The sequence below is a fragment of the Paenibacillus puldeungensis genome, from assembly GCF_042678945.1.
Classification (GTDB): Bacteria; Bacillota; Bacilli; order Paenibacillales; family Paenibacillaceae; genus Fontibacillus; species Fontibacillus puldeungensis.
Genome location: NZ_JBHTLM010000002.1, coordinates 1 through 18478, shown reverse-complemented (window position 1 = coordinate 18478; position 18478 = coordinate 1). Strand labels below are relative to the sequence as shown.

Here is an 18478-nt window from a genome sequence, read left to right as displayed (position 1 = left end):
ATTTGATAGACGAGCAAGGACAGACTATGAATCTACGTAAACGAGACTTGGCCGATGTACGGGACAAAAGGAGATTACCAGGTGGAAAGGAGGTGCCGAGTATGCATTTCGTTTGGGAGAATACGGTGATTAGTTTGATCGCCCTTCTAATACTTGTATTTTTAGGAGTTGGGATAGGCGTTCTCATCATAAAGGCGATTAGACGTTTTACAAAAAAATAGACCGTACGCTTATCAGCTATCATATCAAGCAAAACAAAAATGCCACCCGGCATCGAATGGCACTTTTTGTTCAAACTCATTCTGTTTTACCCTTCAAAAGGCACCATAATTCTTTTTCGCCCTTCAAAAGTGGCCAATTCGCGAACCCCAAGGTCGTACAGCGTTTGCCGGGCAACGTTCAAATGCTCGCCAAGCTTCAGGGGATCATGGGCGTCGGACCCAACGGTTAGTGGAATACCCATTTGGATGGCAGACTCCAGAATCCGCCAGCTCGGAAACATTTCTGCGCACGGCTTCGACAGCCCGGAGGCATTAAGCTCCATCGCAATGTCGGCTTCGGCGATCGCGGATAGCGCCGCAAGCTCCAGCTGTTCAGTATCCGCCTGCTGCGACGGATCGGGCTTGTGCCCAAAACGCTTAATGACATCCAGATGGCCCATAATATCATAAAAGCCAGTTTGGGCCGCTTTTTTCACCGCATCGTAATACCGTTCATATACAGCAAAAATGTCCTGCCCCTCCCAGTTGTGGACCTGCCGATAATCCGACACATCCCATTCGCCCAGAAAATGCACCGACCCGATTATATAATCCCACGGATACCCGTTTACGATGGCTTCGATCTGCTCTTCCCAGCCTTCGATGTAATCGCCCTCCAGGCCGACTTTTACATCAATTTGTCCGCGGTACTTGTCTTTAAGAGCCAACGCTTCCTCCACATAACGAGGGAGCTCCTCCAAGGCCATGCCCATCTCCGGATAATAATTGTCCGGATCGACATGAAGGAGCGGCATATGGTCGGACACACCAATCTGGGACAAGCCAATTTCGATGCCTCTTTGGATGTAGTCCCCCAGCTTCCCAACGGCATGCCCGCAGCGATCATGATGCGTATGGTAATCGATCAGCATTTTTGACACCCCGCTTTAGTCCCGGCGCGGGCGTTCATGACGCCGCTCCAGCTCCTGCATAATTTCATTCAACGGCAGGCCGCGCTCGCGCAGCAAAACCAACAGGTGATAGATCAGATCACTCACTTCATATCTTAGCTCGTCGTTGTCGAGGTTTTTGGCGGCGATGATCGATTCGGCGGTTTCCTCACCCACTTTTTTCAGAATTTTATCGAGTCCTTTATCGAACAAGTAAGTGGTATAAGCGCCCTCAGGGCGCTGCACGTAGCGATCTGCGATGAGCTGCTCCAGCTCGGCAAGCACTTGGAAGCGCTCGGTGCTGCCGCCTGGGGTAATGCCAGCGCCACTGTTTTCGGCTGCCGCAGCAGCTTCAGACTCAGACTTGCTAGCCGCTGCCGTCCGGTAAAAACAGCTCGTTTCGCCTGTGTGACACGCGGGTCCTTTCGGATGGACCTCCAATAGCAGCGTATCGCCGTCACAGTCGTAGCGAAGCGCGGTAATCTGCTGCGTATTGCCGGACGTCGCCCCTTTGTTCCACAGCTCCGTGCGTGAGCGGCTCCAAAACCACGTTTGGCCGGAAGCGATCGATTTTTGCAGCGACTCGCGGTTCATATACGCCAGCATCAGAACCTCCTTGCTATCCGCATCCTGCACAATAGCCGGGACGAGCCCGTTCGCATCCCAGCGAATCGCTTGCTCCAATTCCTCGAACGACAGCGATAGTTGCAGCGGTTCATTTTCCTTTTCCGTCATCGTATTTCCACCCCTTTAGCTTTTAGCTCATGCTTTAAGTCCGGTATCGCAATTTCCTTATAGTGAAAAATCGTCGCCGCCAGCGCGGCATCCGCCAGTCCTTCCGTAAACACCTCGTAAAAATCGCCCGTCTTCCCCGCACCGCCCGAGGCGATGACTGGAATGCCCACCGTACTGCTCACTGCCTTGGTCAGCGGCAGATCAAATCCATCTTTGGTGCCGTCGGCATCCATGCTTGTCAGCAGGATCTCCCCCGCTCCACAGGACTCGGCCTCCTGCACCCAGGCGAGTGCACGGATTCCGGTCGGCTTTCGGCCGCCATGCGTGTAGACCTCCCATTCGCCCCAGGCGGCATTGTACTTGGCATCAACGGCCACCACGATGCACTGGGAGCCGAAGCGGCGCGCACCGTCGGAGATTAGCTCGGGATTCAGAATGGCAGCCGTATTAATGCCGATCTTGTCGGCGCCCGCCCGCAGCAGACGTTTCATGTCATCGACCTGGGAGATGCCGCCACCTACAGTAAAGGGGATAGCGATTTCGCCGGCTGTCTTTCTGACCACCTCGATCATCGTTGCTCGACCTTCAACAGATGCTGAAATGTCCAAAAAAACGAGCTCATCCGCCCCCTCGCGGTCATACAATGCCGCCAGCTCAACCGGATCACCGGCATCGCGGAGGTTGACAAAGTTTACGCCCTTCACGACCCGCCCATCCTTCACGTCCAGGCAGGGAATAATGCGTTTTGCGAGCATGCTGGTTCGACTTCCTTTCTCACCGTGTTCGCGGAACACGATTACTACTGACTTTAAATCTATCTATATCTGCCGTCCTCATCATAGATGTACCGTTACTGTTCATTCTATCAAAGACCGCCCCGGCTTAAATATCCTCGTGTGCCTACAAATTTCCCGTACTTTTCTCAGTAGCTCAACTTCTACCGAGCAGCGCTCCTCTGAGCTCAGTTCGGTTTTCGGTTAGCCTGAATTGCCTGTATGGCTTGTGCCAAATCGATGCTGCCGGTGTAGAGCGCTTTGCCGACAATAGCTCCGCCAACCCCCTCATCCGCATGAGCGGCGAGCCGCAGCAGATCATCCTGCACCGTCACCCCACCGGAGGCGATGACCGTGCGCCCGGAAGCTTTGGCGAGCGATTGAATCGCCCCCACGTTTGGCCCCTGCATCATCCCGTCGCGGGAGATATCGGTAAAAATAAACGTCTCCGCTCCTTTAGCCGCGAGCTGCTTCGCCAACTCCTCGGCTTGCACCTCCGACGTTTCCAGCCAGCCGCGGGTCGCTACGAACCCGTTCCGGGCGTCGATCCCGATCGCCACCTTGTCCCCGTAGGTGCCAAGCACGGCCTCGGTAAACTCGCGATCCTCAATCGCCGCAGTTCCAAGAATGACTCGGCTGACGCCAAGCGAAAGCAGCCGCTTTACATCGTCCAGCGTTCGCAGACCACCGCCTACTTGCACAGGGACTTGCACGCTGCCGGCGATTTTGCCAATCAGCTTGTCGTTTACCGGATGGCCGGCTTTAGCGCCGTCCAAATCGACGACATGAATGAACTTGCCACCCTGGGCTTCCCACGCCCGAGCGACCTCGACCGGGTTATCGTTATAGACGGTTTCACGGTCGTAATCTCCCTGAACGAGTCGTACGCACCGCCCACCCCGGATATCAATGGCCGGATATATGATAAATGAAGACATCGTGTGCCCTTCCCCCTCGCCTGTTTAAATTGTACTGCTTCACAATAAGGGTAATTTAAGGCGCTATTTGAACCATTTCGAGCGATCGGCTGAAAATAGGGGCGTTTTTTGGTCTTATTTCGGCTCAACAGGGTGGATTTTATCTACTAGAGAGCAATATTTCGAAAATAAGGCCATTTTTTACCCCTATTCGCTCACAAACCTGCAAAATGGCTAAAATAGGGCCATAATTTACCCTTAATTTTATTTTCATCTGAGATAGTGTTTGTGGAGCCGCTATAATGAAGCCACCGCACCGCGCGCACCCTACGAATCAGTGTCATACGTATCTCACCTATCCCACGTACTGCGGTGGCGGTCAGCAGCGCTCACTGTTGTGGCGTCTAGCACCGCCCATAGCGGCTAACGGTCCTGCACCTTCACCTGACCCTCACGCTCCACAATCGCAAGAAAATTCCGCAGCAGCGCCATGCCGAGCTGACCGCTCTTCTCCGGGTGAAACTGCATGCCGTACACATTACCGCGACCGACGATCGCGGTGACCGGGTGGCCGTAATCCGTGACGGCCAGCAGATCCTCCCGCTGCTCGGGCAGCACATGGTACGAGTGGACAAAGTACACGTGTCCCTCGTCCAGCCCGGCGAGCAGCGGATTGTCCGGCTGCAGGAACGCCAGCCGGTTCCACCCCATGTGCGGGACCTTGTAGCCCGCACCTCCGGCAAACCGCACCGCTCGGCCTGGCAAAATGCCAAGCCCCTCGTGCCGCCCATGCTCTTCGCTCTCGTCGAAGAGCAGCTGCATCCCGAGGCAGATGCCGAGCAGCGGTTTGCCCCCAGCGGCCGCCTGGCGCACCACGGCGTCCAGGCCCGACGCGCGCAGGTGCTCCATCGCGTCGCCAAAGGCGCCGACGCCGGGCAGCAGCACGCCGTCCGCCGCCAGGATCGCCGCCTCGTCGCCGGTTACGATTCCTTCGTAACCTAGGCGCTCGACGGCTTTGCCCACGCTGTGCAAGTTGCCCATCCCGTAATCGACGATGGCCAAATTCATCGGCTACAGCACTCCCTTCGTCGATGGCACGCCGCTGACGCGCGGATCGATGCTCGTCGCCTCGTCAAGCGCCCGACCGAGTGCCTTAAACACCGCCTCGATCATATGATGCGTGTTTTGCCCATAGTGCACGATGACGTGCAGCGTAATCCGCGCCTCCAGCGCCAGTTTCCACAGAAACTCGTGCACGAGCTGCACATCGAAGCTGCCTACGCGATCTGACGGGTACTGCGCCCGGTATTCAAAATGCGGGCGGTTGCTGACATCGATCACAACCTGCGCGAGCGCTTCGTCCATCGGGATAAACACACTGGCGTAGCGTTTGATTCCTTTTTTATCGCCAAGCGCTTCCCGAATACATTGCCCGAGGCAAATCCCGATATCCTCCACCGTATGATGATCGTCGATCTCGATATCCCCGCGTGCCTGAACCGAAAGATCAAATTGGCCATGCTTCGTAAACAGGTCCAGCATATGATTCAAAAACGGCACATCCGTTTCCAATTGGGAATTTCCGCTGCCGTCGACGGCAAATTCAAGCTGAATGTCCGTCTCATTCGTTTTCCGGCTGACCGCCGATGTCCGCGACAATGCCGCCGCACTATTTTGATCATTCGTTGCCATCATTTCCACCCGCCTTTCCTTCTTGACGAAGTCGAATTTCTACTGCCCGAGCGTGCCCTTCAAGGCCTTCCCGCCGTGCCAGCTCGATAATCGTCGCCCCGTTTTCAAGCAGCGCTTCCTTGCTGTAATAGATCAGACTCGACTTCTTAATAAAATCATCCACATCCACCGGCGATGAGAACCTAGCCGTTCCATTCGTCGGGATGATGTGATTCGGCCCTGCATAATAATCGCCCACCGGCTCCGAGCTGTACGGCCCGAGGAAAATCGCCCCGGCATTTTCCACCAGCCCCAGATAGCCCATCGGCTCCTTCACGATTAGCTCAAAATGTTCCGGCGCAAGCCGATTGATCACCTGAATCCCTTCTTCAATGGAATTCACCAGGATAATCGCCCCGTACTGCTCGATGGAGGCCGAAGCGATGTCCTTCCGCGGCAGCTCCGCCAGTTGACGGGCCACCTCCGCCTGGCACGCCTTCGCAAACATCTCCGACGGCGTCACGAGAATCGCCGACGCCATCTCGTCATGCTCGGCCTGGGACAGCAGATCGGCCGCCACGTAGGCCGGATTGGCGCTGTCGTCGGCCAGCACGGCGATCTCACTCGGCCCGGCGATACTGTCGATGTCGACCGCGCCGTACACCTCGCGTTTCGCGAGCGCCACATAGATGTTGCCCGGCCCACATATTTTGTCCACCGGCTCAATCGTTTCCGTGCCGTATGCCAGCGCCGCAATCGCCTGCGCCCCGCCGACCCGGTAAATCTCATGTACGCCGGCCTCCGCCGCCGCGACAAGAATGTACGGGTCGATGCCCGCTTTTCCCCCGGTAGCCGGAGGAGTTACCATTACGATTTCTGAAACGCCGGCTACCTGCGCCGGAATGACGTTCATCAATACGGAGGAAGGATAAGCGGCCTTCCCGCCTGGCACATACACGCCCACGCGCTTCAAAGGGCGAATGATTTGCCCAAGCAGGCTTCCGTCCGGCTGCAAATCCATCCAGGAATTGCGCTTCTGCTTGGTGTGAAAATGACGGATGTTCTCGGCAGCCGCCGAAATGGCCGCAACGAACGATGGCTCTACCAAGGCATATGCCGCCTTTAGCTCCTCCTGCGTCACCCGCAGGGCAGCTGCATCCAGCTTCATGCTGTCAAACCGCTCCGTATAACGCAGCAGCGCCGCATTGCCCTCCTCTTTCACTGCCTTGACAATCGTGCGTACCGCTTCATTTTGTTCCGCCGATCCGTACTCCACTTCCCGCCGCAAGTCAAAATCTTGTGCCGATACCAGTCGCATCCGTCATTCCCCCTTGTTCTGCTTATCATCTGCCTGGCTTCACTAAATCCCTTACTGATGAAGACCAGCCGCTTAATATATCAGTTCAGTCGACCTCACGCCTGCCTTACATCATTCTTTTGAATCACCTTGCTTAGCGCATCACACACCGCTTGAATCTCCGTGTTTTTCATCCGATAGCTCACTCGGTTGGCTACCAGCCGGCTAGTGATATCGAAAATGCTCTCCAGCTCCACCAGCCCGTTCTCTCTCAGCGTCTGCCCTGTTTCAACCATATCCACGATGCGGTCGGCAAGGCCAATGAGCGGAGCCAGCTCAATCGAACCGTTCAGCTTGATAACCTCCACCTGCTGCCCCTGCTCGCGGAAAAACTGAGACGCCACATTCGGGTACTTCGTCGCTACACGCTGCTGAATGCCGGGCTTCCAGTCCGGAAGGGCGATCACCGACATGCGGCAGCGAGCTATCCCGAGATCCAGCAGCTCATATACGTCGCGGTTCTCTTCCATCAGTACATCCTTGCCCACGATGCCGATATCGGTCACGCCGTATTCCACATAGGTTGGCACGTCCACCGGCTTGGCCAAAATAAACTCCATGCCGATTTCCGGCAGCGGAATGACCAGCTTTCGTGATTCATCCACATCAGTAGGGATGTTGATCCCGGCTTCCCGAAACAGTGCAGAAGCTTTTTTATAAATACGCCCTTTGGGCATGGCTACCTTTATAATTTGCCCCATCCTGCCACTTCTCCTTTCCTCTGCCCTTATGAAAATCAGAAACTGACAAATGTGCGAATCTCACCATACAGAGGACCTAGTGGGCCCGTTCGTTCGTTGTTGGTAGCAGGTGCCGGAGAACCGATCAGGTCCTCTGGTCCCCGGGCACGCCGCATCAGCACGCTATGACCCTCTTTTCGCAGCCGCTCCGCCTCAGAGAAAGCCAGCCTCCGGTTTGCCGCATCATATTGAAGCAAAATGGCGAGCTCTCGCTCGGCCACAAGCCCGTTAACGCCGTCCAAAATCCGGTTCGTCTTCAGTGAAAACCCCGTAGCTGGCGCCGGCCGTCCAAACTGCTGCAGCAGGTTGTCGTACCGCCCACCGCTGCACACCGGGAAGCCGAGCTCAGCGGCATAACCTTCAAAGGTCATTCCCGTATAATACGAAAAATCCCCGATCATCGTAAGATCAATCATGACATGCTCAGCAACGCCGTAATCCTCAAGCGCATCCCATACGAGGCAAAGATGCTGAACCGAAGCTTGAACGAGCGGATTGTGGCTCAGCTCCAGCGCCTGGTGGCAGATCTCTTTTCCCCCGCGCAGTCGTAAAATTCCTTCCAACTCTTCCTGCTCCTTCGTTGATAAGGACAACCCGGCCAGCGTTTCCCGGTAACCCACAAAGTCGCGGTGCAGCAATCGCTCTTTGAGCGCATCCCGTAAGTCCTCGCGTCCCGGTACTGCCTCTTCTAGAAGCCCATTTAGGAACCCTACATGCCCCAAAGCGATCTTGAAGGAATTCACGCCCGCAGCCTGCAGAGAAGCTACCGCCAGCGCCACGACCTCAGCATCAGCCTCAGCGGAATCATCGCCAACCAGCTCGACACCGGTCTGGAAAAACTCCGCCTCCCGGCCCGCCTCTTCCTCCATCGCCCGAAACACATTCGCATGGTAGCACAATCTGAGCGGCATCGGCTCTTCCTTCAACAAGGAGGCCACCACCCGTGCGATCGGCGCAGTCATATCGGAACGGAGAACCATCGTAGTTCCCCGGTTGTTGAGCAGCTTAAACAGCTTTTGATCCGAGGTGGAGCTCGCTACGCCTACCGTATCGTAGTATTCCATCGTCGGCGTCATGATCTGCCGGTACCCCCAGCCGGCCATGCAATCAAGCACCCGATGCTCGATCGATCGCAGCTTCTCTACGGCAAAAGGCAGATAATCGCGAACTCCCGCCGGTTTTTCAAACCCTTTTGGTTTAGTCAAAACCTTCACCTCACTGTCTTATCTATTTAAGAAGAATATGATTTACATTGACGAAAACCTTTACTATATTAAAGTGCTACCATACTACCAAAGTAAAGAATATGGCATATCTTATCATATATTCTTTTCACCCGTCAACGCCTCTTTCAAATCGTTTCTGCAAAAAATACGCTCCATTCAGTATTCCCCAGTTTCCCTGTAAATCCCTTGTAGGAGGTAACCTAATATCGTCCCCTTCCCTCGTAAAAATAAAGAAACGTATAATTACTACATGCCAAGTTTGTCCTGCTAAAATTTTCTTACCCAAAAACCGTTTGGCAGCATGCGCCGTCTTTATGATAGGGATTGAAATTACCGGCCGGTAATCCCAGGGTTCAATGAGGAGGAAGGAGTACCCACGTGGAAGAGAGAGAATGGGCCATCGCCGCCTGCGGTGGTGATGAAATCGCCTTTCAGGGGCTTATATCCGCGAACAGCCGAAAGCTTTACGGCATCGCCTTCAGCTACTTGCGAAATGAAGCGGATGCTTTGGAGGCCGTGCAAGAGACGGTGTGCAAAGCCTGGTTGAAATGCCGACGTTTGAAAGAGCCGGAGGCCTTTATGCCTTGGCTGATTCGAATATTAATCAACTGCTGCATCGACGAGCAAAGGCGGCGGAAAAAGGTTCTTCCCCTGGCCTCTGTCATGCCGCAAGGGACGACAGAAATGGTTAGCGTGAATAAGCTGGATCTCGAAACCGCACTCGAGCAGCTTAAGCCGAAATATCGCCATGTGCTGACCTTGAAATACTATCAGGACATGACGCTGGCGGAGATCGCCAAGGTGCTGGATCGTCCGGAAGGCACCGTAAAAACATGGCTCCATCAAGGACTGAAACAACTCAGGGGCCATATGGATTTGGGAGGTGAATTGTTTTATGGCTGAACGGGAGGAACTGGAGCTGACTCATTTTTTCGATGACGCTCTCCAGGCTGAAAGAAAGATAGATGAGATGAAACTAGAAACTGCAGTGAGGAATGGACTAAATCGCGGCAAGCAAGCTCGCCGTAAACGGCAGCTCAGCCAACGTTGGGGGATTGCAGGAGGGTTAGCCTTTTGTATGGTACTAGTCATCGCTTTCTGGCAATACGGCTATCAGGCAACGCCTGCTGCCGTAATGGGAAGCCAGGGCGACATCCCGGATTACGTGCGCAGCATGTTGACAACGGACATGGAGAGAGCAGCGGATCATGGCCTGTACCAGCCGATCAATCAAACGGTAGAAAAAGACGGATATAAAGTAACGGTAGACGGCGTTCTAGCCGATAGCCGGACGGCCATTATTTTTTATACATCGGAGAATACATTGAGGGATTTTCCAATTGATGTACAAGGATATACTCCGATCCAAGATGCCAATGTCAGCTCCACAGAAATGGGTCCAAAATATTATGAATCGGCGGATCACAAGTCTAGCCGTACAGGGCCCATCATGCATACCTTTGTTAAACTCCAAGTTTCCAGTCAGGCTGCTCGCGGGAAAATCTTATTTTCCGGCTCCTGGGGAGAACATTCTGAGAAAAAGGAAGATCTGAAGAAAGTTTATATCCCTATTGAATTGGATAAAAGTAAATATGCCGATTTGGAACGAACAATACCTATTAACGAAACAGCCCAGTTCGGTGATCATAAAGTAACGATTAAGAATATGGTGCTTCGCCCATTAGGCACAACTATAAATATTGAATCTATAGGTCCATCTACTGATAAGCTTGTAAAAGGAATTCAAGATACCAAGCTATATTTAGGTGAAGAACGTGCCAGTCAATTCCAGTATTTTCTAACACCAAACCAAAACGAATCATCATATCAATCTAGTTTAGGCCGATCCTCATTCTTGCAGCTTGCTTTTCGCAGCATTTTTTATGACGATTATAGTGAAGCGGCTCTCAAAGCTGCAGGTATTACTGAAACAACTAGCAACAAGTCAAAGCTGGTCATTGATACGGCGAAAAAACAGATTCTGAGCGGAGGTCAGTTAATTCAAAAACTCGATATAGTCTCCGGCAAGGAATCTGTAGATATTAAGCTGCGGTTTAACAAAACGTCAGATAATAACAACCATATCTTAGAGAATGCCAGCTTCACCGATAAATCAGGTGCAATATATACCATCACAAGAGGGGATAGCAGAAAAGAAGCGGTCGACTTTTCCATCGCCCCTTCAGATTATGCACAACCTTTAACTTTCACCCTTGAAAATACCTCTGACAAAAATATCTACAAGCCTCTTGAAGTTAAAATTAACCTTAAATAGCCAACGCAAAAAGGTGGGGACGAGAGGGATCCCACACGCGGGACGCCACAAACAATAAAGAGCACTACCGATAACACGGTGGTGCTCTTTATTGATGGGTAATGCCCTAAATTGGATGGTGCCACGTTAGCGAGAGAGAGGTCTAATTGCATTTTGTACATTTATTTTCCTGCTTTTTGTGCTGGATCAGTTTAAATGTACTTTTTACAACTAAAACAAAAATGTGAGGGATATTAGGCAGAATAGATGTACTTTTTACATCTACAGGCCATTTGTGCTAATTTCTTGGACGTTACTTTTCAGCCCTCATCCACGCCACGGACACCCTCCGGGCTCTTACGCTCCAGCACCCTCAGAGGATTGCCTCCAACAAAGGTACCGGGAGCCACATCCTTATGTACAACCGACCCGGCAGCCACAACAGCGCCATCGCCAATCGTAACACCCGGTAAAATCGTGGAATTGGCGCCAATCATCACTTCATCGCCAATCCGTACCTCACCCAGCCGATATTCCTTGATCAGGTACTCATGCGCCAGAATCGTCGTATTGTAGCCGATGACTGAATTTCGCCCGACGGTAATGAGCTCCGGGAAAAACACATCCACCATCACCATCAAACCAAACGCGGTATGGTCGCCGACCTTCATGCCGAGGATACGCCGGTAAATCCAGTTTTTGATGGACAACACCGGGCAGTATCTCGCCAATTGAACAAATATAAAATTGCGTGTGCCTTTCCACGGGCTAACCGTCCGGTAAATTTGCCAAAGTGCGTTTGGACCCTCCACCGGATAGCGTCGAACCTTTCTCACTTGTTCACAGGCTCCCATCCCAACACGCCGTACAAATCGGTCATGTCCTTCAGGATATAGTCCGGATTGTAGCTCTGAAGCATCTCCAGACCTTTCAGCGACCAAGCCACCGCCGCCGATTGAACGCCCGCATTATGGGCGCACTCGATATCTGCTGCGCTGTCGCCGACCATCAGCGTACGGGCTGGCTCTGAGTTTAGCTTTTCCATTGCGGTTAAGATCGGCTCGGGATGCGGCTTAGGATGCTCTACATCCTCCACAGTGACGATAATATCCATAAAAGACAGAAGTCCAAACAGGTCCAAGGCCTTTTGCGTTGTTTCCTGAATCTTCGTTGTGACGACTCCAAGCTTGATCCCGCGCTCATGGAGCTGAGTGATTACTTCTTTTACATATGGAAACTCCTGTACCAATTCATCATGACGCTCCCGGTTATACTTCCGATAGTCGACTACAAGCTCCGCTACATCCTTTTTTCCGGAAAACGTTTGAAGCTGATATTCCAGTGTCAGCCCCATGTACGGAATCATTTGCTCCCGGGTGTACTTGTTCAACGCATGCTTCTGAAGCACATGCTCAAACGTCGTTAGTATCAGTTCATTTGTGTCGATAATCGTACCATCCAGATCAAATAATACCGTGTCTATCATGTAATTGTTACTCCTTTTTTTCCTCCGACCTTTCCGGTGTTTCCTCAGTTACCTCTGGCTTTGCTGCTTCCTCATTAGTCTTAACCGATTCCTTCGCTACCGTACTAGACAGTTCAGCAGTAGGCAAGCTCTCCCCCACCGTCAATTTCGTGGAAACGATCGGATCCAGGTAATGAGGCAAATCGCGCACAGTGCTCCGACGCACAATTATAAACACAACCGCTATAACCACAATAAGAATAGCCAGCAGCTGCGAAATTCTCACATTACCGTATGACGGAGCCAGATAGCCTTGCTCAAACCCGAACCAGGTCATCGGTGTCCAAAGTCCATTCACGAATGATGCAAGCCATGAGGCACCTTGAAAAGCTAGGCTATCCGTTCGGAATGCTTCGATAAAGAAACGGCCAATTGAATACCAAATGAAGTAGGAAGCGAATAATTCACCAGCCCGTAAAAACTTCTGTCTCCGCAAAATAAGCAGCAGCACAAGACCAACCAGGTTCCACACCGATTCATATAAAAATGTAGGGTGAACAAACGTGCCCTGCACATTCATTTGGTTCACGATAAAGGAGGGCAGATGCAGGCTATCCCGCAAAAAGCTTTCTGTCGTTGGGCCCCCATACGCCTCTTGATTGACGAAGTTTCCCCAACGTCCAATCAATTGGCCTACAATCAGCCCAGGGGCACATATATCCGCGATTCGCCAAAAATTATAGCCACGTTTCCGGACGAAGATAACGGCGCAAATAATCGCACCGATCAGCGCACCGTAAATGGCGATACCACCGTTCCATATTTTAAAAACATCCAGGAGATTGTCCTTATAGTCCTCCCACTTGAATGCTACAAAATAAATTCTCGCTCCGATAATGGCGGAAGGCACGCCAAACAACAGCAAGTCCATAAAAAATTCCTGGGGAATGCGAAATCGCTTCCCCTCCCAAATCGCAAACAGCAGCCCCACAAGCGCCGCACTTCCCAAAATTATTCCATACCAGTGTACTTTCAAACTGCCGATAGAGAAAGCTATCGGGTCCAATAATAAGGTACCCATTGTTCACGCTCCTAATCTAAATCGTCGATATCCTCTGCGATGGTCTCCGTTAGTTTTGTCGTAAACTGAAGGGCTGCATTGTACCCCATCCGCTTCAGGCGGAAGTTCATAGCCGCTACCTCAATGATAACAGCAAGGTTCCGTCCAGGACGTACCGGAATGGTAGCTAACGGAATATCCGTATCAATGATACGGGTTGTCTCTTCATCCAGCCCCAGTCGGTCATATTGTTTTTCCTGCTGCCAAGCCTCAAGCCTAACCACCAGAGAAATCCGCTTGTTGTTCCGAATTGCACCTGCCCCAAACAGGGTCATCACGTTGATGATCCCGACGCCGCGTATCTCCAGCAAATGGCGGATTAATTCCGGAGCTGTACCATGCAGTTGGTTATCCGAGGTTTGTCTTATTTCTACAGCATCGTCGGCAATCAAGCGATGGCCGCGTTTTACGAGCTCAAGCGCAGTTTCACTTTTCCCGATACCGCTACTGCCCGTAATCAGCATGCCAACCCCGTATACATCAACAAGTACGCCATGAATAGTCGCTGTAGGCGCCAGCTTCCGTTCAAGGAAGCTTGTAATACGGCTCGAAAGAATCGTAGTCGCCATGCTGCTGCGCAGCACCGGGATCTGATTCTTTGAGCTAATATCGATCAGCTCTTGGGGGACCTCCCACGACCGGGTCACGATGATGCAAGGAGTCTCCTCGCTGCTACACAACCGCTCCATCCGATCTTTACGATCCTCTGCTGGAAGCATTTCATAGAAGGCCAGCTCCGTCTTTCCTAAAATTTGTACGCGTTCCGGCGGATGATATTCAAAATAACCGGCCATTTCCAGACCAGGTCGATACAGGTCATCCACTGTAATGGCTCGTTTTAAGCCCTGTTCTCCAGATACCACCTCAAGCCCGAACTGGTTGACCAATTCCGATACTTTGACTTTTTTAACCATGGTGTTCTTCCTTTCCGATACCTTGGTACAAGCGGGTAATATTGTACACTTCTGCGGTTCCGATATATGCTGTGGCGAATCCGGGTTTTGCCTCTTTATCAAAATCGTTTCAATGTATTCATCGTAATGGAAATTGCATCGTAAATCAATCATTCGAAAGATGCCGTGCCAACCTCGCTCCGAATCATTCCATAAAACCATCTGTTATTAAAAAAACCGCCCCGAAGGGCGGTTTCCTAATTGTGCCTACGAATTAGTTGAAAAATACGTTGCGTTGTGTTTCTTTGTCAAAGATATGAATTTTGTTCATGTCGATGGCCAGTTTAACATTGTCGCCTTCACGAGTATTCGAGCGGCCGTCAACGCGCGCGATCAAGTTGTCGCTGCCTGCGCCGTTCAAGTACAATTGCATTTCATGACCAAGGTTTTCAGTCAGATATACGTTTGCCGTAAATGCTGTATTTGGAGAAGCTTCCAAGAATACTGGCTCTTCATGGATGTCTTCAGGACGGATACCCATTATGACATCTTTACCGATATATCCTTTTTCTTTCAAGACAGCAGCTTTACCTTGAGGAACTAGAACGTTTATGTTGTTGGCTTTGAGGCGAACCTCGCCGCCTTCTTCCACCAAAGTACCGTTCACAAAGTTCATTGTTGGGGAACCGATGAATCCGGCTACGAAGATGTTGCCTGGTTGGTTGTACAGTTCTTCAGGAGAAGCGGCTTGTTGGATAATACCATCGTGCATAACTACGATCCGGTCGCCCATCGTCATTGCTTCGATTTGGTCATGTGTTACGTAGATGCAAGTGGTTTCCAAACGCTTAACCAGCTTCGTAATTTCGGCGCGCATTTGACCACGCAGTTTAGCATCCAAGTTAGAGAGCGGTTCGTCCATCAGGAACACTTGAGGGTCACGGACGATAGCACGGCCCAAGGCAACCCGTTGACGTTGACCACCGGAAAGAGCTTTCGGTTTACGGTCAAGCAAGTGCTCGATGTCGAGAATTTTCGCTGCTTCGCGAACACGTTGGTCGATTTCTTCTTTTTTCACTTTACGAAGTTTCAAACCGAACGCCATGTTTTGATAAACGTTCATGTGTGGATACAAAGCGTAAGATTGGAATACCATCGCGATATCGCGGTCTTTCGGAGCTACGTCGTTCACGACGCGGTCGCCGATGTACAGTTTACCTTCAGTAATTTCTTCAAGACCTGCGATCATACGAAGAGTCGTTGATTTACCGCAACCAGATGGTCCGACCAATACGAGGAATTCTTTATCCTTGATATCGAGGTTAATGTCGGCTACAGTGGCTTTATCAGCACCCGGATATTTTTTGAAAATGTGTTCTAAGCGTACGCCTGCCATTTGTTTTGCCTCCCATAATGTAATTATTTTGGTTGTTGTCGTCTTAATGTAATCGGATACAATTCATACTCTTATATTAACGATTTAGCCTAATGGGGGCCATCCACAAACTGCACAAAAAAACTACGTCCTTTTAGTCACTTTATACAATAACAGCTCCAACTTGACCAAAACCGCGTCCCGAAACGTTCTAACATCCAGTCCTGTCTCCTGCTTGAACTTATCAATCCGGTATAAAAGCGTGTTTCGATGGATGTACAACCGCTTAGCAGTTTCACTAACATTACAATCCAGCTGAAAAAAAGTCTCCAGTGTCGTCACAAGCTCCTCGTCCTGCAACAGGGTGGCATGATCCCCGGTTTCTTCGATAAAATGTTCCCGTTGCTCTTCCGGAATGCTGTATACTAAACGCTCCAGCTTCAGCTCCCAGGGGAAATGAATCTGCTTTGTTACGTCAAAAACTCTGCCAAGCTGCATCGTCTGGCGAAGGGACAGAGCAGCAATAACCAAGTCCGCATCACCAATCCAACTATCCCCCACCGTGAGATGGAATCCTCCGACCCATTCATTCGTAATCAGCTCATATAGCCCTTGGCATAACGCGCTTATTAAGTCCCGCTCTGTCTCCGCGCCTTCTTCACTTTCCTCCCGTAAGCTGGCGAACAAACCTTCACCGAGAAGAATCAGCCAGTCTTCCTTCAATGGAATCAGCACAATATCTCCGCCAAAATAACTCTTTAGTAGTTTATTCAGCTTCGAAAAAGCAATGGTCAGTCCCGCATTATCCCAGCTGAGCAAAAACGGTAGCATCTGTCCCTTCAATCGAGCCTTGATCTCTATGCTATCCGGAACGGGCATATGTAAATCCCCGCTACTAATACGATCCTGCAGCCATTCCCCTAACTGGGTACTACGATATTCGTCGTCATGTTTCACAGGCGCAAACGGCTGCTGATCACGAGCCGAGGACAGCAAAAGATGGATAAGTTTGGCTTCTGCTTCGGTCACACCCATAGCTTTTGTCTCCAGCACGTTTACCTCTTTAGCCTGTTGATTACACAGCCAGATAATCCGGTCTTTCAAGCGAATGGGGCCCGTTTCCGATGCTCCGGCCTCATTAACCAAGGAACTCCAGGTATGCTGATCCATTTTTGCTTCTACGATAGAAGCGCCAATGATATTCTCCACTTGCTGCTTGAGCTTTTTAATATTCATCATGAGTGCCATTCCTTACAATCGGATATTAGAGTTAAGTATAATTTATTTTATCATATCCCGGGTTTCAAACTGAAATCAGGTAAATTTCAACCATCATTTCTATTTCTTTTTACATGGTATATAAAATCGAGGATTAGGATATTTGGGCCGCTGCTTTTGGGGAAACTAAACCTCTGATCCGTATAAACCTCACACGAGAAGTAATGATCCCAATCTATTTCATACCCATTTTGATGAACCGCTTCAACCATCCCTTTCAATGCAAGATTAACAGAAAGTGATATTGTTCGTTTTACAGTTGGTGTAAAGAAAATACAAAGAAAATAGTGAAGCCTTATACTACCGATTACTTAAATTCAATAGCAAAAAGGCGTGTATTTCAAATTACTTGAAATACACGCCTTTTATTTAGATGAGCCATGAAGGACTCGAACCTTCGACACCCTGATTAAAAGTCAGGTGCTCTACCAACTGAGCTAATGGCTCATAACTGGTGGAGGCTGATGGATTCGAACCACCGAACCAGTGAAGGAACAGATTTACAGTCTGCTGCGTTTGGCCACTTCGCTAAGCCTCCAGATTTTTATGCTAGTTAAGCATAAAAGTGGCTCGGGACGGAATCGAACCGCCGACACGAGGATTTTCAGTCCTCTGCTCTACCGACTGAGCTACCGAGCCATATGAAATTAGTCAAAAAAAATAAAGTGGTTAAGTCGATAACTTTCCCACTTCTCTGTGGAAATACCTTTTTGTAAAATGGCGGAGCCGACGGGATTCGAACCCGCGGTCTCCTGCGTGACAGGCAGGCATGTTAGGCCTCTACACCACGGCTCCGCAGTTTTATGAAAATGGTGCCGGCGAGAGGACTTGAACCCCCAACCTACTGATTACAAGTCAGTTGCTCTACCAGTTGAGCTACACCGGCGTATCAAGTTGTACTGGCTTGCTTACTTACTATGGTGGAGGCTGAGGGGATCGAACCCCCGACCCTCTGCTTGTAAGGCAGATGCTCTCCCAGCTGAGCTAAGCCTCCGATTGATTATGGTAGCGGCGGAGGGGATCGAACCCCCGACCTCACGGGTATGAACCGTACGCTCTAGCCAGCTGAGCTACACCGCCATAATATATGCTTGTACGAATGGCGGAGAGAGAGGGATTCGAACCCTCGCACCGCTTACGCAGTCTAACCCCTTAGCAGAGGGTCCCCTTATAGCCACTTGGGTATCTCTCCAAGCCATAAATTCAAGGTGTTAATCCTTGAAAACTGGATACGAAACGTTGTTTGCGTCTTAAATTAGCATATGCTTCCGAAGTAGCTTTACTTCGTAAAGCTTTTAGGATAAGCCCTCGACCGATTAGTACCTGTCAGCTCCATACATTGCTGCACTTCCACCTCAGGCCTATCAACCTCGTCGTCTTCAAGGGGTCTTACTCATTGGGAAATCTCATCTTGAGGGGGGCTTCACGCTTAGATGCTTTCAGCGCTTATCCCGTCCGCACTTAGCTACCCAGCTATGCTCCTGGCGGAACAACTGGTGCACCAGCGGTGCGTCCATCCCGGTC

General features: G+C 50.9%; 17 protein-coding genes, 8 tRNA genes and 1 rRNA gene. 2 read left to right on the top strand and 24 right to left on the bottom strand.

Annotated features, from left to right (window positions below; all coding sequences use genetic code 11):
- Positions 1 to 307 precede the first annotated feature (307 nt).
- The 9 genes from hisJ to ACFQ3W_RS02850 form a co-directional block, all read right to left on the bottom strand.
- On the bottom strand, positions 308 to 1132 hold the full coding sequence (gene hisJ, locus ACFQ3W_RS02890; RefSeq protein WP_379317187.1) for a histidinol-phosphatase HisJ: 825 nt from the start codon (positions 1130 to 1132) through the stop codon (positions 308 to 310).
- A gap of 15 nt (positions 1133 to 1147) precedes the next feature.
- Positions 1148 to 1885 (bottom strand): bifunctional phosphoribosyl-AMP cyclohydrolase/phosphoribosyl-ATP diphosphatase HisIE, encoded by a 738-nt coding sequence (gene hisIE / locus ACFQ3W_RS02885; RefSeq protein WP_379316439.1) that lies wholly within the window; start codon positions 1883 to 1885, stop codon positions 1148 to 1150.
- Positions 1882 to 2640 (bottom strand): imidazole glycerol phosphate synthase subunit HisF, encoded by a 759-nt coding sequence (gene hisF / locus ACFQ3W_RS02880; protein ID WP_379316437.1) that lies wholly within the window; start codon positions 2638 to 2640, stop codon positions 1882 to 1884. The genes hisIE and hisF overlap by 4 nt, the downstream gene beginning before the upstream one ends.
- 206 nt (positions 2641 to 2846) lie before the next feature.
- Entirely contained in the window at positions 2847 to 3596 is a 750-nt protein-coding gene (hisA, locus tag ACFQ3W_RS02875) for a 1-(5-phosphoribosyl)-5-[(5-phosphoribosylamino)methylideneamino]imidazole-4-carboxamide isomerase (protein ID WP_379316435.1), read from the bottom strand.
- A 402-nt stretch (positions 3597 to 3998) separates the two neighbouring features.
- On the bottom strand, positions 3999 to 4643 hold the full coding sequence (gene hisH / locus ACFQ3W_RS02870; protein WP_379316433.1) for an imidazole glycerol phosphate synthase subunit HisH: 645 nt from the start codon (positions 4641 to 4643) through the stop codon (positions 3999 to 4001).
- Positions 4644 to 4646: 3 nt separating this feature from the next.
- On the bottom strand, positions 4647 to 5267 hold the full coding sequence (hisB, locus tag ACFQ3W_RS02865; RefSeq protein WP_379317185.1) for an imidazoleglycerol-phosphate dehydratase HisB: 621 nt from the start codon (positions 5265 to 5267) through the stop codon (positions 4647 to 4649).
- The gene (gene hisD, locus ACFQ3W_RS02860; RefSeq protein ID WP_379316432.1) at positions 5254 to 6564 is read right to left on the bottom strand and encodes a histidinol dehydrogenase; all 1311 of its coding nucleotides are present in this window, start codon (positions 6562 to 6564) and stop codon (positions 5254 to 5256) included. Before hisD ends, hisB begins: the two co-directional genes overlap by 14 nt.
- A 95-nt stretch (positions 6565 to 6659) precedes the next feature.
- Positions 6660 to 7304 (bottom strand): ATP phosphoribosyltransferase, encoded by a 645-nt coding sequence (hisG, locus tag ACFQ3W_RS02855; RefSeq protein WP_379316430.1) that lies wholly within the window; start codon positions 7302 to 7304, stop codon positions 6660 to 6662.
- A 35-nt stretch (positions 7305 to 7339) separates the two neighbouring features.
- Positions 7340 to 8548, bottom strand: coding sequence for an ATP phosphoribosyltransferase regulatory subunit (locus ACFQ3W_RS02850; protein WP_379316429.1), 1209 nt, complete (start codon positions 8546 to 8548; stop codon positions 7340 to 7342).
- Positions 8549 to 8947: 399 nt separating this feature from the next.
- On the opposite strand from ACFQ3W_RS02850, the gene ACFQ3W_RS02845 reads away from it, so the two are divergent.
- Positions 8948 to 9472 (top strand): sigma-70 family RNA polymerase sigma factor, encoded by a 525-nt coding sequence (locus tag ACFQ3W_RS02845; RefSeq protein ID WP_379316427.1) that lies wholly within the window; start codon positions 8948 to 8950, stop codon positions 9470 to 9472.
- Positions 9465 to 10844 (top strand): DUF4179 domain-containing protein, encoded by a 1380-nt coding sequence (locus ACFQ3W_RS02840; RefSeq protein WP_379316425.1) that lies wholly within the window; start codon positions 9465 to 9467, stop codon positions 10842 to 10844. The genes ACFQ3W_RS02845 and ACFQ3W_RS02840 overlap by 8 nt, the downstream gene beginning before the upstream one ends.
- A 299-nt stretch (positions 10845 to 11143) precedes the next feature.
- Here ACFQ3W_RS02840 and ACFQ3W_RS02835 read toward each other — a convergent pair whose 3' ends face one another.
- The 15 genes from ACFQ3W_RS02835 to ACFQ3W_RS02765 all read right to left on the bottom strand — a co-directional run.
- Entirely contained in the window at positions 11144 to 11659 is a 516-nt protein-coding gene (locus ACFQ3W_RS02835) for an acyltransferase (RefSeq protein WP_379316423.1), read from the bottom strand.
- Complete coding sequence (gene ppaX / locus ACFQ3W_RS02830; protein ID WP_379316421.1) at positions 11656 to 12309, bottom strand: pyrophosphatase PpaX; 654 nt, start codon at positions 12307 to 12309, stop codon at positions 11656 to 11658. The genes ACFQ3W_RS02835 and ppaX overlap by 4 nt, the downstream gene beginning before the upstream one ends.
- A 7-nt stretch (positions 12310 to 12316) precedes the next feature.
- The gene (gene lgt / locus ACFQ3W_RS02825; RefSeq protein WP_379316419.1) at positions 12317 to 13369 is read right to left on the bottom strand and encodes a prolipoprotein diacylglyceryl transferase; all 1053 of its coding nucleotides are present in this window, start codon (positions 13367 to 13369) and stop codon (positions 12317 to 12319) included.
- Positions 13370 to 13380: 11 nt separating this feature from the next.
- Entirely contained in the window at positions 13381 to 14322 is a 942-nt protein-coding gene (hprK, locus tag ACFQ3W_RS02820; RefSeq protein WP_379316417.1) for an HPr(Ser) kinase/phosphatase, read from the bottom strand.
- Between the two features lie 253 nt (positions 14323 to 14575).
- Entirely contained in the window at positions 14576 to 15697 is a 1122-nt protein-coding gene (locus ACFQ3W_RS02815) for an ABC transporter ATP-binding protein (RefSeq protein WP_379316415.1), read from the bottom strand.
- A 123-nt stretch (positions 15698 to 15820) separates the two neighbouring features.
- Positions 15821 to 16915, bottom strand: coding sequence for a PucR family transcriptional regulator (locus ACFQ3W_RS02810; RefSeq protein WP_379316413.1), 1095 nt, complete (start codon positions 16913 to 16915; stop codon positions 15821 to 15823).
- A gap of 413 nt (positions 16916 to 17328) precedes the next feature.
- Positions 17329 to 17401: transfer RNA gene (locus tag ACFQ3W_RS02805), tRNA-Lys, on the bottom strand.
- Between the two features lie 5 nt (positions 17402 to 17406).
- Positions 17407 to 17492, bottom strand: a tRNA-Tyr gene (locus tag ACFQ3W_RS02800).
- 28 nt (positions 17493 to 17520) lie between these two features.
- Positions 17521 to 17593, bottom strand: a tRNA-Phe gene (locus ACFQ3W_RS02795).
- Positions 17594 to 17672: 79 nt separating this feature from the next.
- Positions 17673 to 17749 (bottom strand) — tRNA-Asp (locus ACFQ3W_RS02790).
- A gap of 15 nt (positions 17750 to 17764) precedes the next feature.
- A tRNA-Thr gene (locus ACFQ3W_RS02785) sits at positions 17765 to 17840 on the bottom strand.
- 32 nt (positions 17841 to 17872) lie between these two features.
- A tRNA-Val gene (locus ACFQ3W_RS02780) sits at positions 17873 to 17948 on the bottom strand.
- Between the two features lie 9 nt (positions 17949 to 17957).
- Positions 17958 to 18034 (bottom strand) — tRNA-Met (locus ACFQ3W_RS02775).
- Positions 18035 to 18054: 20 nt separating this feature from the next.
- Positions 18055 to 18146: transfer RNA gene (locus ACFQ3W_RS02770), tRNA-Ser, on the bottom strand.
- A 104-nt stretch (positions 18147 to 18250) separates the two neighbouring features.
- Positions 18251 to 18478 (bottom strand): 23S ribosomal RNA (locus tag ACFQ3W_RS02765); the annotation flags it as partial.

Bases quoted from the DNA above. Each gene is read 5' to 3' on its own strand.
- hisJ (WP_379317187.1), bottom strand. From the start codon at position 1,132: ATGCTGATCGATTACCATACGCATCATGATCGCTGCGGGCATGCCGTT.
- hisIE (WP_379316439.1), bottom strand. From the start codon at position 1,885: ATGACGGAAAAGGAAAATGAACCGCTGCAACTATCGCTGTCGTTCGAG.
- hisF (WP_379316437.1), bottom strand. From the start codon at position 2,640: ATGCTCGCAAAACGCATTATTCCCTGCCTGGACGTGAAGGATGGGCGG.
- hisA (WP_379316435.1), bottom strand. From the start codon at position 3,596: ATGTCTTCATTTATCATATATCCGGCCATTGATATCCGGGGTGGGCGG.
- hisH (WP_379316433.1), bottom strand. From the start codon at position 4,643: ATGAATTTGGCCATCGTCGATTACGGGATGGGCAACTTGCACAGCGTG.
- hisB (WP_379317185.1), bottom strand. From the start codon at position 5,267: ATGGCAACGAATGATCAAAATAGTGCGGCGGCATTGTCGCGGACATCG.
- hisD (WP_379316432.1), bottom strand. From the start codon at position 6,564: ATGCGACTGGTATCGGCACAAGATTTTGACTTGCGGCGGGAAGTGGAG.
- hisG (WP_379316430.1), bottom strand. From the start codon at position 7,304: ATGGGGCAAATTATAAAGGTAGCCATGCCCAAAGGGCGTATTTATAAA.
- ACFQ3W_RS02840 (WP_379316425.1), top strand. From the start codon at position 9,465: ATGGCTGAACGGGAGGAACTGGAGCTGACTCATTTTTTCGATGACGCT.
- ppaX (WP_379316421.1), bottom strand. From the start codon at position 12,309: ATGATAGACACGGTATTATTTGATCTGGATGGTACGATTATCGACACA.
- lgt (WP_379316419.1), bottom strand. From the start codon at position 13,369: ATGGGTACCTTATTATTGGACCCGATAGCTTTCTCTATCGGCAGTTTG.
- hprK (WP_379316417.1), bottom strand. From the start codon at position 14,322: ATGGTTAAAAAAGTCAAAGTATCGGAATTGGTCAACCAGTTCGGGCTT.
- ACFQ3W_RS02815 (WP_379316415.1), bottom strand. From the start codon at position 15,697: ATGGCAGGCGTACGCTTAGAACACATTTTCAAAAAATATCCGGGTGCT.
- ACFQ3W_RS02810 (WP_379316413.1), bottom strand. From the start codon at position 16,915: ATGATGAATATTAAAAAGCTCAAGCAGCAAGTGGAGAATATCATTGGC.